The 13,389-nt window shown below is 60.5% G+C and carries 8 protein-coding genes; 2 read left to right on the forward strand and 6 right to left on the reverse strand.

All coding sequences use genetic code 11. The annotated features are described in order from the left end of the window. Positions 1 to 124 precede the first annotated feature (124 nt). The 4 genes from ACVI9W_RS05785 to hrpA form a co-directional block, all read right to left on the reverse strand. Positions 125 to 364, reverse strand: coding sequence for an anti-sigma factor family protein (locus ACVI9W_RS05785; protein WP_461529442.1), 240 nt, complete (start codon positions 362 to 364; stop codon positions 125 to 127). After that, positions 358 to 969: an RNA polymerase sigma factor gene (locus ACVI9W_RS05790; protein WP_461529443.1), complete on the reverse strand. Its 612-nt coding sequence runs from the start codon at positions 967 to 969 to the stop codon at positions 358 to 360. The genes ACVI9W_RS05785 and ACVI9W_RS05790 overlap by 7 nt, the downstream gene beginning before the upstream one ends. Positions 970 to 1,116: 147 nt before the next feature. Continuing rightward, positions 1,117 to 2,238 carry a beta-ketoacyl-ACP synthase III gene (locus ACVI9W_RS05795; protein ID WP_461529444.1) on the reverse strand — a complete coding sequence of 374 codons (1,122 nt, stop codon included), beginning with the start codon at positions 2,236 to 2,238 and terminating at the stop codon, positions 1,117 to 1,119. Between the two features lie 202 nt (positions 2,239 to 2,440). Then, positions 2,441 to 6,346: an ATP-dependent RNA helicase HrpA gene (hrpA, locus tag ACVI9W_RS05800; protein ID WP_461529445.1), complete on the reverse strand. Its 3,906-nt coding sequence runs from the start codon at positions 6,344 to 6,346 to the stop codon at positions 2,441 to 2,443. Positions 6,347 to 6,789: 443 nt separating this feature from the next. Between hrpA and ACVI9W_RS05805 the strand changes: the two genes are divergently transcribed. Together ACVI9W_RS05805 and ACVI9W_RS05810 are read left to right on the forward strand one after the other, a co-directional pair. Then, complete coding sequence (locus ACVI9W_RS05805; protein WP_461529446.1) at positions 6,790 to 8,154, forward strand: glutamine synthetase family protein; 1,365 nt, start codon at positions 6,790 to 6,792, stop codon at positions 8,152 to 8,154. A 30-nt stretch (positions 8,155 to 8,184) separates the two neighbouring features. After that, positions 8,185 to 9,492, forward strand: a complete 1,308-nt coding sequence (locus ACVI9W_RS05810) for an NAD(P)/FAD-dependent oxidoreductase (RefSeq protein ID WP_461529447.1) — start codon at positions 8,185 to 8,187, stop codon at positions 9,490 to 9,492. Positions 9,493 to 9,576: 84 nt separating this feature from the next. Here ACVI9W_RS05810 and fadD1 read toward each other — a convergent pair whose 3' ends face one another. Next, positions 9,577 to 11,274: a long-chain-fatty-acid--CoA ligase FadD1 gene (fadD1, locus tag ACVI9W_RS05815; protein ID WP_461529448.1), complete on the reverse strand. Its 1,698-nt coding sequence runs from the start codon at positions 11,272 to 11,274 to the stop codon at positions 9,577 to 9,579. 324 nt (positions 11,275 to 11,598) lie between these two features. Continuing rightward, a complete protein-coding gene (gene fadD2 / locus ACVI9W_RS05820) occupies positions 11,599 to 13,287 on the reverse strand; it encodes a long-chain-fatty-acid--CoA ligase FadD2 (RefSeq protein WP_461529449.1) in 1,689 nt (562 codons plus the stop codon). Positions 13,288 to 13,389: the final 102 nt, after the last annotated feature.

The following is a 13,389-nucleotide window of genomic DNA, read 5'->3' on the forward strand; positions in this document are numbered from 1 at the left end:
GAATCTTGGCGGGGGGTTATGTCAGATCAGTGGCTTTTATATAAATGTTTTGTTACAGGGGAACTTTTTACTTCTAATGGGAATAAGCAGGAAAGCCCCGTTGCAGGGCCTTCCGGCGCGATTTTCAGGGTTTGTCTTGAGTTCGCCTGGCGTCTGTCATGCGCTGGACGATTTCGTCAATGTCGTCTACCGGCGCCTCCGGCAGCGCCTTGATCGTCGCCTGGGTCAAACGCATCTGCTTGATGAACCGTCGACAGCTTTTGCAAAACAACAGGTGCTGGCGAGCCAGCAGTTTTTCACCCAGGGGAAGTTCTCCATCCAGGTAATCGCTTGAGCGGGCGACAAGTTCCTTGCAGGTCAGCATTGGCCGGTTTCCTCGAAATGTTCCAGGGTCGCGAAGACCTTCAGCCGTGCCCGGTGCAGCAGCACGCGGACATTGGAGAGCGAAATATCGAGAAGATTACAGATTTGCTCCAGCTCCAGTCCCTGGCGTTCGCGCAGCACCAGGACGCTGCTCTGCAGCTCGGACAGGCTGAGCAAAGTATGCTCAAGGCACTCGCGCAACTCATCCTGGCTGAGCAAGGCTTCAGGCGAGTCTTCATGCCAGGCCGAAGGCGCTAACAACCAATGGCCATCGCTGGCGAATCGCTCATCGCCGATGGTGCCATGTGGCGCAGGCAGGTCGTCGAGCAGCACTTCCCGGCGATTCTGTTTGTAGCGGTTTTTTGCCGTGTTGGCCGTGATGGTCAGCAGCCAGGTCTTGAGACTGGAACGCTGCTGGAACCCTGCCAGGTTGCGTACCACCGCCAGCCAGGCATCCTGCACCACCTCGTCGGCATTGCGGCTACCGACAATGGCATACGCCACTGCGCGCATGGCGCCCTGATAGGTGTCTACCAGTTCCTTGAAAGCCGGTTGCTCGCCTGCGAGCAGCCGTTCGAGCAAGCGGCCTTGTTCTTCGCCCATCATCGCCATCCATCCGTCGTTGTGTCGGTAGAGTTCGATTAGACGGTTTTGTTACAAATGCAGCCAGCAACAAAAGGGACGCCCGCTGCGGAGCGCGTCCTTTTGTTTCAAGGCAGAACCGTCTTACTGTTGTCAGACGGTTCGCAGGCTTCAGCGCTTGCGCAGAATCACGCTACCGATGGAATAGCCGGCACCGAAGGAGCTCAGTACGCCCAGAGCGCCTTTTGCCAGATCGTCCTGATGTTTGTGCAAGGCGATCACCGAGCCCGCCGAGCTGGTGTTGGCGTAGCTGTCGAGAATCACCGGTGCCTCTTCTTCCAGGGCATCGCGACCGAGCAGCTTCTTGACGATCAGGTGGTTCATGCTCAGGTTGGCCTGGTGCAGCCAGAAGCGCTTGACGTCACTGACACTGATGTTGTTTTCAGCCAGGTGCTGAGCGATCAGCTCGGCCACCATCGGGCAGACCTCACGGAACACCTTGCGGCCTTCCTGGACGAAGAGTTTGTCCGGGGCGCCGATGCCCTCCTCGGCCGCACGGTTGAGGAAGCCGAAGTTGTTGCGGATATTGTTGGAGAACTGGGTCAGCAGCTTGGTGCTGACGATGTCGAACTGATGCGCCGAGGTGGCCAGGTCGGCACGCTCGACCAGTACTGCGGTGGCGGCGTCACCGAAGATGAAGTGGCTGTCGCGGTCACGGAAGTTCAGGTGGCCGGTACAGATTTCCGGGCTGATCACCAGAATCGCGCGGGCCTGACCCAGTTGCACGCTGTTGCAAGCAGTCTGGATGCCGAAGGTGGCCGAAGAGCAGGCGACGTTCATGTCGAAGCCAAAGCCGTTGATACCCAGGGCCTGTTGCACTTCGATGGCAATCGCCGGGTACGGGCGCTGCAGGTTGGAGCAGGCGACGATCACCGCATCGACATCGGCAGCGGTACGGCCAGCGCGTTGCAGAGCCTGTTCGGCAGCCGCAACGGCCATCTGGCAGAGAATCGACGGTTCGTCGTTGGTGCGCTCCGGCAAGCGTGGCTTCATGCGTTGCGGATCGAGGATGCCGTCCTTGTCCATGACAAAGCGGCTCTTGATCCCCGAGGCCTTTTCGATGAAGGCGGCGCTGGATTCGGCCAGGGCCTGCACTTCGCCAAGCTCGATAGCCTCGGCATTGTCAGCGTTGAACTGCTGCACATAGGCGTTGAAAGACTCCACCAGCTCTTCGTTGGAGATGCTGTTGGCCGGGGTGTACAGGCCGGTGCCGCTGATGACGACGTTATGCACGGTCGTTCCTCTGTTCAGGGGCCGATGCCGATCGGGCAACGGCCTGTTCGATTCGGTCAGCTGGCACGAACGTACCAACTTTTACACGTAATAACCCCGTCAGCGCGAGCGCTGCCGGGCACTTCATTCGGTAAGCGCTGCTGCCGCCAGGATGGGCGCGGCAGCGGCGAATATCGGTCAAGTGTGCCACAACTGCAGCCGTTTAGGCTTCTACCTGACTCCACTGCTTGCTGAGTCGTTTGTCCGAAACCGGCACCTTGGTGCCGAGCTGCTGAGCGAACAGCGATACCCGGTATTCTTCCAGCCACCAGCGGTACAGGGTCAGTTGTTCGTCACGCTTGCCCTCTTGGGCATGTTTGTCAGCGCGGGTCTTGTACTGGGTCCACAGATTGCCCAGCTCACCGCTCCAGACCCGGTCCTTCTGCACCTGGGAGCCGAGCTTCTCCAGGCGCAATTCGATGGCCTTGAGGTAGCGCGGCAGCTCCTTGAGCCACAGCCCCGGGGTTTCGCGGACAAAGCCCGGATAGACCAGATTGCCGAGCTGCTGTTTGACGTCATTGAGCGCCACGGCCTGAGCCAGGTCGATCTTGCCCTTGAAGCGTTTTTGCAGGCCGTGCCAAAGCTTGAGGATCTCCAGGGTCAGGCGGGCCAGGCGTTCGGCATGCTCGGTCCAGCTGCCGCGCTTGCGCTCGGCCAGGGAAGCCAGGCCGGCACCATCGCGAGGCAGATGCTCTTCACCTTCGAGAATGCAGCTATCGAGGCTGGCCAGGAGGATATCCTCGACCAAGGCATCGATACGCCCCAGCTCGCGGTACAGCAAACCCAGTTCAGTCAGCCCCGGAAGCTTGCCGCGCAGGAACTTGGCCGGTTCGGCCAGCTGTTGCAGGAGCAGACGCTGCAAGGCGCGGCGGTGCTGGAACTCGGCCTCGGCCTGGGTCGAGAAACGCCCTTCCTTGACCGTACCGTTTTCTTCCACTAAAGCCGGGTACACGGTCATCGATAGCCCAGCGATCTTCTGCTGGGCGGTCTCGGCAACTTGGGCAAAGGCCTTGGCCTGTACTGGCTGCTGGCTTTTCTCGGTCTGCGGCACAGCCAGTGCGGCCTGGCTGGCGGCGACAAAGCGTGCGGTCAGCTCGGTCAGGTCGCGGCCCTCACCAAGAAACTTGCCCTGACCATCGACCACTTCCAGGTTCATCTTCAGGTGGTTGTCCACCTGCCCGGCCGCTTCGGCCCAGGCTTCATCGCTGACCCGCGCGCCGGTCATGCGCAACAATTCACGCCCCAGGGCCTGCGGCAACGAGCCTTCGGCGAAGGTCATGCGCTGCAACGCCGCTTTGACGAAGTCCGGTACCGGCACGAAGTTCTTGCGCAAGGCCTTGGGCAGGTTGCGTACCAGGGCAATGCATTTGGCTTCGAGCAAACCTGGCACCAGCCACTCCAGGCGCTCACCCGGCAAGCTTGGCAACAATGGCGCCGGCACCCGCACGGTGACACCGTCGCGCGGATGGTTGGGCTCGAAGTGATAACTCAAGGCCAGGCTCAGGTCACCCAGGCGCAAGGTGTCGGGATACTGCGCCGCCGTAACTTCGCTGGCTTCGCGCGCCAACACATCTTCTTCGCGCATGATCAGCAGTTGCGGGTCTTTCTGGCTGTTGACCCGGTACCAGCTGTCGAAGGTCGCGGTCTGATGGATCTCAGCCGGCAAACGTGCTTCATAGAAGCCGTACAGGGTCTCGTCATCGGCGAGAATATCCCGGCGCCGGGCCTTGGCCTCCAGCTCGTCGAGCTGCTCAAGCAGACGCCGGTTGGCGCTCAGGCACTTGGCCTTCGACTGGATCTCGCCGCCCACCAGCGCTTCGCGGATGAACAGCTCGCGAGACATCACCGGATCAATCGGCCCGAAGTGCACCGGGCGGCGGCCGACCACGATCAGGCCGTACAGGGTGACCTGCTCATAAGCCACCACCTGGCCGCGCTTCTTCTCCCAGTGCGGCTCGAAATGGTTCTTCTTGATCAGGTGAGTGGCCAGTGGCTCGATCCAGTCCGGTTCGATCTTGGCCACCATGCGCGCATACAGCTTGGTGGTTTCGACCAGCTCGGCGGTCATGATCCACTGCGGACGCTTCTTGCCCAGCCCCGACGACGGATGCACCCAGAAACGCCGCTGACGGGCGCCCAGGTAGTCGCCGTCTTCGGTCTTCTGGCCGATCTGGCTAAGCAGGCCGGAAAGAATTGCCTTGTGCAGTTTCGGGTAGTCGGCCGGCTCTTTGTTGATGCTCAGCTGCAAGTCACGGCAAATCAGGCTCAACTGCCGATGGGCATCGCGCCATTCACGCAGGCGCAGGTAGTTGAGGAAGTTCTTCCGGCACCAGTTGCGCAGCGGGCTGGCGGTCAGCGCCTGGCGCTGTTCTTCGAAACCACGCCACAGACTGACCAGCGCGGCAAAGTCCGAGTCGGCATCTTTCCACTGTGCATGCGCCTGGTCGGCGGCTTGCTGACGCTCCGGCGGACGCTCGCGCGGGTCTTGCACCGACAAGGCGCTGGCAACGATCAGCAGTTCACTGAGACTGCCCTGCTTGGCACCTTCGAGCAGCATGCGCCCCAGCCGCGGGTCGACCGGCAGGCGCGCCAGCTGACGCCCAAGCGGGGTGAGCTGGTTCTCGCGGTTGACCGCCGAGAGCTCCTGCAACAGGTTGAAGCCGTCGCTGATGGCCTTGCCATCCGGTGGCTCGATAAACGGGAAGGCGTCGATCTCACCCAGGCGCAGGTGCAGCATCTGCAGGATTACCGCCGCGAGGTTGGTACGCAGGATCTCGGGATCGGTAAACGCTGGCCGTGCATTGAAGTCTTCTTCGCTGTACAGCCGCACGCAGATGCCCGGTTCGACCCGGCCACAGCGGCCTTTACGCTGGTTGGCACTGGCCTGTGACACCGCCTCGATCGGCAAACGCTGAACCTTGGCGCGGTAGCTGTAACGGCTGATCCGCGCCGTGCCGCTGTCGATCACATAGCGGATACCCGGCACCGTCAACGAGGTTTCGGCGACGTTGGTCGCCAGCACCACTCGCCGACCGGGGTGGGACTGGAAAATCTTCTGCTGCTCGGCTGGCGACAGCCGCGCATACAAAGGCAGGATCTCGGTGTGACGCAACTGCGCCTTGCGCAGCATTTCCGCAGCGTCGCGAATCTCGCGCTCGCCAGGCAGGAACACCAGCACGTCGCCCGGGCCTTTGCCCTGGCTGCGCTCATGGGCGGCAATCTCGTCGAGGGTGGCGAGAATCGCCTGATCAACCGTGAGGTCGTCCTCGACACGGTTGCCCTCCTCGTCCTGTTCGCTGGTCAATGGCCGGTACCAGGTTTCCACCGGGTAGGTGCGGCCGGAGACTTCGATGATCGGCGCGTCGTTGAAGTGCTTGGAGAAACGCTCCAGATCAATCGTCGCCGAGGTAATGATTACCTTGAGGTCCGGGCGCCGCGGCAACAGGGTTTTCAGATAACCGAGCAGGAAGTCGATGTTCAGGCTGCGCTCGTGAGCTTCGTCGACGATGATGGTGTCGTAGCGCTCGAGAAAACGGTCGTGCTGGGTTTCGGCCAGGAGAATACCGTCGGTCATCAGCTTGACCAGGGTATTGGCGTCGCTCTGGTCTTCAAAACGCACTTGATAACCGACCAGCGCCCCCAATGGCGTGCCCAGTTCTTCGGCCACCCGGGTGGCAACACTGCGCGCCGCGATCCGCCGCGGCTGGGTGTGAGCAATCAGACCATGCTGGCCACGCCCCAGCTCCAGGCAGATCTTTGGCAACTGGGTGGTTTTACCCGAGCCGGTTTCACCGGCAATGATCAGCACTTGATGCGCGGCGAGGACTTTTTTGATTTCGTCACGCTTGGCGGCGATCGGCAGGCTGTCGTCGTAACGAATGCTCGGCACGCTGGCCTTGCGCGCAGTGACCTGGGCACAGGACGCCTGGACCTTGTCGACCCACTGGGCCAGCTTCGCCTCGTCCGGGCGCTTGCGCAATTCATGCAGTTGCCGGCGCAAGCGATGGCGCTCGGCAATCATGGCGTGGTCGAGGTTTTTCAGCAGTTGATCGATAGCGTGGTCAGTCATGGGGGCTTTATTAGTCGTGCAGGTGAGCCTGCTTTTTCATGATCGGCATAGGAAGGGCTGCGATTGTCGCAGATTTGCCCCCGCTCGGCACGGTTGCGGGTAGCCGGATGATTGTTTAGTGATGGACAACCTGAAGGTATACAAAGGCTGATTTAATGAACCTTCAAGGGCATGGGAGTATCAGCGCATGACTTCGCCCCTGAGCTTGCCCCACCCGCTGTTGCGCCCTTCGTTCCCGAAGGTGCGGGCTCGCTCCGGGGAAAACCCGCTGGTTCATATCATCCTCGCCTTCTGGGCGTTGTGGCATTGCCGCCATGCCCGCCCACCAGATGTTTTTCTCGCCCTAGACTGAATATATCGGCCAACCTTTGGCCTACCTGTCCATGACTGTCGCCCCTTGGCGAAGACAGTCCTGTGCGCCTGACGGCGCGAGCGAGAACCGCATGCAATTTGCCCCCATCGAACAGGCCCGAACATTCCTGGCTGACAATCCTGATATCGAGATGATCGAGCTGTTCATCCTCGATGCCAACGGCGTGCCCCGCGGCAAGCTGTTGCACCGCGAGGAACTGCTGGCGGTATATGAAAGCGGTCGCCCCCTGCCCAGCACCATTCTCGGCCTGACCCTCAATGGCGACGATGTAGAAAACTCGGGACTGGTGTGGGACGTCGGTGATATCGACTGCCGCGCCTATCCGCTGGAAAACAGCCTGGTGCGCTTGCCCTGGCGGCAGATTCCGACCGCAGCAGTGCAGGTCAGCATGCACCCCAGCGAAGGCCTGCCAGCCACCATCGCCGATCCGCGCCACCTGCTGGTCAAGGTGATCGATGCGCTGAAGGCCGAAGGCTATCATCCGGTCATGGCCTGCGAGCTGGAGTTCTACCTGCTCGACCAGAAGCGTGACCACCAGGGTCGCCCGCAAGCGGCACTGGATAGCGATGGCGGACGTCCGCGTGGCACCCAGGTCTATGGCCTGCGCGAGCTGGAGCAGATCGAGCCGTTCCTCGCCGACCTCTACGGCGCCTGCAAGGCCCAGGGCATCCCGGCACGCACGGCGATTTCCGAATACGCCCCGGGCCAGGTCGAAATCACCCTTGAACATGGCGATGCACTGCTGGCCATGGACCAGGCCGTGCGCTACAAGCGTCTGGTCAAAGGCGTGGCACACAAGCACGGCATGCAGGCCTGCTTCATGGCCAAACCTTTCGATCACCTGGCCGGCACCGGCATGCACATGCATGTAAGCCTGGCTGATGCCCACGGCAACAATCTGTTCGCCAGCGAAGACAAGGCCGGCACACCGCTGCTGCGTCAATCAGTGGCCGGCATGCTCAAGCACCTGCTCGACTCGTTGCTGCTGTTCTGCCCCAACGCCAACTCCTACCGCCGCTTCCAGGCCAACAGCTATGCACCGCTGGCGCCGACCTGGGGTGTCGACAACCGCACCGTGAGCCTGCGCGTTCCCGGCGGCCCGGCCAACAGCCGGCACATCGAACATCGCATCTGTGGCGCCGACGCCAACCCTTACCTGGCTGCCGCCGCGATCCTCGCCAGCCTGCACCAGGGCATCCGCCAGCAGCTCGATCCGGGCGCTCCGGTCGAAGGCAACGGCTATGCCCAGGCCAAGGAACTGCTGCCCACCGACTGGCTCACTTCGCTCAAGGCCCTGGAGGCCTCGGACTGGGCTCGTGAGGCATTCGGCGAAGCCTTTCTCGGTGTCTACCTGGCGGTCAAACGTGCCGAGTACCGACAGTTCATGGCCGAAGTCGGCGAACAGGACTGGCGCTGGTACCTGACCCAGGCCTGATCCACTTTATTTTTGCGCCAAGGATTTTTTATGAACGCAGCCGTGAACACCGGCACCGCTCAACGCAGTGCTTCCTACTACACCGCCAGCCTCAACGACACCACCCAGTACCCAACGCTCAAAGGCACGGTCAAGGTCGACGTGGCAATCATCGGTGGCGGTTTTACCGGCGTGGCCAGCGCCGTCGAGCTGGCCGAACGCGGCCTGAAAGTCGCCATTGTCGAGACCAACCGCATCGGCTGGGGCGCCAGCGGTCGCAACGGTGGCCAGGTGACTGGCAGCCTTTCGGGTGACGAGGCGATGCGCAAGCAGATGCGCGAAAAGCTCGGCGAGGACGTCGACGACTTCATCTGGCACCTGCGCTGGCGCGGGCACCAGATCATCGAACAGCGGGTCGCACGCTACGGCATCAACTGCGACCTCAAGCGCGGTCACCTGCATGCGGCGATGAAGGCCTCGCACATGCATGAGCTGCAGTCTTTCGCAGCCGAAGCACAGCGCCGCGGCATGGGCGACCAGGTGCAGTTGCTCGATCGCAACGCCATGGCCGAACACCTGCAAAGCCCGTTGTACCTGGGCGCGCTGAAGAACCTGCGCAACCTGCACCTGCACCCGCTCAACCTGTGCCTGGGCGAAGCCCGTGCAGCGCATAGCCTGGGCGCGCTGATCTTCGAGAATTCCGAGGTGCTGGAGATTATCCATGGCGACCAGCCTGCCGTCGTCACCGCCCAGGGCCGGGTTGAAGCCAAGCAGATCATGCTGGCGGGCGACGTCTACCACAAACTGGAAAAGCGCCAGCTCAAGGGCAAGATCTTCCCGGCCATGGGCGGCATCGTCACTACCGCGCCGCTGGGCGACTTGGCCGCGCAGATCAACCCTCAGGACCTGGCGGTGTATGACTGTCGCTTTGTCCTCGACTACTACCGCCTGACCGCTGATGGCCGCCTGTTGTTCGGCGGTGGTGCCAACTATTCAGGCCGTGACTCGCGGGATATCGCTGGCGAGTTGCGCCCGTGCATCGAGCGCACCTTCCCGGCACTCAAGGGCGTGCCGATCGAGTTCCAGTGGAGTTGTGCCATGGGTATCGTGGTCAACCGCATTCCGCAGCTGGGCAAGCTTTCCGACAATGTCTGGTACTGCCAGGGCTACTCCGGGCACGGTATCGCCACCAGCCACATCATGGGCGAAATCATGGCCGAGGCGCTGACCGGAACGCTGGAGAAATTCGATACCTTTGCAGGCTGCAAACACATCAAGGTGCCGATGGGCGATGTGCTGGGCAATCCGTTGCTGGCGGCGGGGATGTGGTATTACCAGATGCTTGAGAAATTGCGCTGAGGCTAAATGCATCGCGGGGCAAGCCCGCTCCCACCGGGGACTCAATAACCCTGGTGGGAGCGGGCTTGCCCCGCGATTACTGACTCAAGCGATCTTCTTCAGACCCAGCTTTTTCAGCTCTTCATCACGCAGCTCGCGACGCAGGATCTTGCCGACGTTGGTGGTCGGCAGTGCATCACGGAACTCGATGAAACGCGGCACCTTGTAGCCGGTGACATTGGCACGCATGTGCTCCATCACCTGCTCTTTGGTCAGGGTCACGCCAGGCCGTGCAACGATGAACAGCTTGATCACTTCACCGGATTTCTCGTCCGGCACGCCGATGGCTGCACACTGCAACACGCCCGGCAACGCAGCCAGCACGTCTTCAAGCTCGTTGGGATATACGTTGAATCCAGACACCAGAATCATGTCTTTCTTGCGATCGACAATCCGCATGTAGCCATCAGGCTGGATCAGGGCGATGTCACCGGTCTTCAACCAGCCTTCGCTGTCGAGGATCTCGGTGGTCGCATCCAGGCGCTGCCAGTAGCCCTTCATCACTTGCGGGCCTTTGACGCACAATTCACCGACTTCACCCAGCGGCAGTTCGACGCCTTCGTCATTGATGATCTTGCACAGGGTCGAAGGCACCGGAATGCCGATGGTACCGATCTGGTTCTGTTCGGCCGGATTGACCGCCGCCACCGGGCTGGTTTCGGTCATGCCGTAACCTTCGCAGATAGCGCAACCGGTCACTGCTTTCCAGCGTTCGGCGACACTCATCTGCAGGGCCATGCCGCCCGACAGGGTGATTTTCAGGTTCGAGAAATCCAGCTTGCGGAAGTTTTCGTTGTTGCACAGGGCAACGAACAAGGTGTTCAGCCCGACAAAGCCGCTGAACTTCCACTTCGACAACTCCTTGACCATCGCCGGCAAGTCGCGCGGGTTGCTGATCAGGATGTTGTGGTTGCCGATCAGCATCATTGCCATGCAATGAAAGGTGAAGGCATAGATGTGGTACAGCGGCAACGGGGTGATCAGGATCTCGCAACCTTCATTGAGGTTGGAGCCCATCAGCGCCCGGCACTGCAGCATATTAGCCACCAGGTTACGGTGGGTAAGCATCGCGCCCTTGGCCACCCCGGTGGTGCCACCGGTGTACTGCAACACGGCCACATCATTGCTGTCGGGGCTCGCTTCTTTCACCGGCTGGCCGGCGCCTTTGCTCAATACATCATTGAACTTCAGCGCCTTGGGCAAGTGGTAGGCCGGGACCATTTTCTTCACGTACTTGATCACGCTGTTGATCAACAGGCGCTTTACCGGTGGCAGCATATCGGCCACTTCGGTGACAATAACGTGTTTGATCTGGGTCTTGGGCACGACCTTTTCGGCCAGGTGCGCCATGTTGGCCAGACACACCAGCGCTTTGGCACCGGAGTCATTGAACTGGTGCTCCAGCTCCCGTGCGGTATACAGCGGGTTGGTGTTCACCACGATCAGGCCGGCACGCATAGCGCCGAATACGGCAACCGGATATTGCAGCACGTTGGGCAGTTGCACGGCGATACGATCGCCGGGCTGCAGGTCAGTATGCTGCTGCAGGTAGGCGGCGAAGGCCCCCGACAACTCGTACAGCTGGCCGTAGGTAAGCGTTTTGCCCAGGTTGCTAAAGGCTGGTTTGTCAGCAAAGCGTTGGCAGGACTGTTTCAATACTGCCTGGATATTCGGGTACTCATCAGGGTTGATTTGCGCCGCAACCCCGGCTGGGTACTTATCCTTCCAAAAATTTTCGATCATGGAAGCCCACTCCTCCAGCACCAGCGAATTCTTCACCGCAGTCGATGCGATTATTATTGATATAAGATTACGGTTTATTGCAAACCAGATCATCAGAAGCGGGCCGAGAGTAGCAGCTTTGCAAAGGGTCGCCTAGAGCTAAAGCAGGCCGAATAGTCACGAAAATGACTCTTGATTATGCAATGGTCATTTTTAGAGTAAAAAACCTAAACAACCGGTTTATGCATAAAAGTGAGAGCGGGCTTGCCCCGCGATGCGCTGTGTCAGGTACAGCGCATCGCGGGGCAAGCCCGCTCCCACAGAAGCCCGCGCCCACCCTGGACGTCAGGCGATATCGCGCAGCTCCCGGCGCAGGATCTTGCCTACCGCCGTCATCGGTAACGAATCGCGCAGCACGATGTGCTTGGGCACTTTGTAGCCGGTGAAGTTGGCTTTGCAGTAAGCCTTCAGCTCTTCAAGACTCACCCCGCCTTCACGCGGCACCACAAACAGCTTCACGGCTTCGCCGGAGCGCTCGTCTGGAATGCCGATCACCGCGCAGTTGGCGACTTGCGGGTGGCTCATGACCACCTCTTCGATCTCGTTCGGGTACACGTTGAAACCGGAAACGATGATCATGTCCTTCTTGCGATCGACAATCCGGGTAAAACCATCAGGATCGATCACCGCGATATCACCGGTCTTGAACCAGCCCTCGCTATCAAGCGCCTCGGCCGTAGCCTCAGGGTGCTGCCAGTAGCCTTTCATCACTTGCGGGCCCTTGATGCACAACTCGCCCCGCTCGCCCATCGGCTGTTCGTTGCCTGCATCGTCAATGACCTTGAATGCCGTACCCGGCACTGGAATGCCCACTGTACCCAGACGCGCCAGCTTGCCGTACGGATTGGTGCTGGCCACCGGCGAGGTTTCCGTCAGGCCATAGCCTTCGACAATGCGGCAGCCCGTCAGGCTTTCCCAGCGCTCGGCGGTGGCTGTCACCAGCGCGGTGCCACCGGAGTTGGTGACTTTCAGCGCGGAGAAATCCAGGTTCTTGAATTCCGGGTGATTCATCAGCGCCACGAACAAGGTGTTCAGGCCGAGAAGCCCGGAGAACTTCCACTTTTTCAGCTCTTTGATAAAGCCTGGAATGTCTCGCGGATTGGTGATCAGCACGTTGTGGTTGCCGGTCACCATCATGCACATGCAATTCGCGGTAAAGGCATAGATATGGTAGAGCGGCAGCGGTGCGATCATCACCTCCTGGCCCTCTTTGATCAGCCGCTGGCCATCGGGGCCGTGCTGGGAAAAGCATGCCAGCACCTGAAGCATGTTGGCCACCAGGTTGCCGTGAGTCAGCATTGCGCCCTTGGCCAGGCCGGTGGTACCGCCGGTGTATTGCAGCACAGCGATATCACCGAGGCTCAGCGAGACCTGCTTGGGCACTACGCCACGCCCCTGACTCAACGCGCTCTTGAACGGCACAGCCTGGGGCAGATGGTAGTCCGGGACCATCTTCTTGACCTTGGCGACAATGGTATTGACCAGCCAGCCCTTGGCCGCCGGCAGCATGTCGCCCATCTTCGCTTCGATAAGGAAGTCGATGCCGGTATCGGGCAGTACCTCCTGCACCAGTTTGCCGAACATGTTCAGGTAGACCAGCGCCCGTGCCCCGGAATCCTTGAACTGATGACGCATCTCGCGAGCGGTATACAGCGGGTTGGTGTTGACCACGATCAGCCCGGCGCGCAAGGCGCCAAACACTGCGATCGGGTACTGCAGCACATTGGGCATCTGCACCGCGATACGGTCGCCCGGCACCAGATCGGTGTGTTGCTGCAGATAGGCGGCAAAGGCCGCAGAGTAACGATCGAGCTCAGCATAGGTCATCGTCACCCCGAGATTGCTGAACGCCGGGCGGTCAGCAAACTTCTTGCACGAGCGTTCGAACACTTCGATCACAGACTTGTAAGCATTCATGTCAATGTTCGAAGGAACGCCTGCCGGGCGCTTGTCATTCCAGAAATCAGCCTGCATTTATTCTTGTCCTCATACCTGAGCCGTTCCGGTCCCCTTGCCTGCTTGGCGAAGAAGGTGCTGTGCCGACGTTAGCAGGTATGCCGCAGGTGGCAAATATGC

The organism is Pseudomonas sp. 210_17 TE3656 (genome assembly GCF_054821965.1).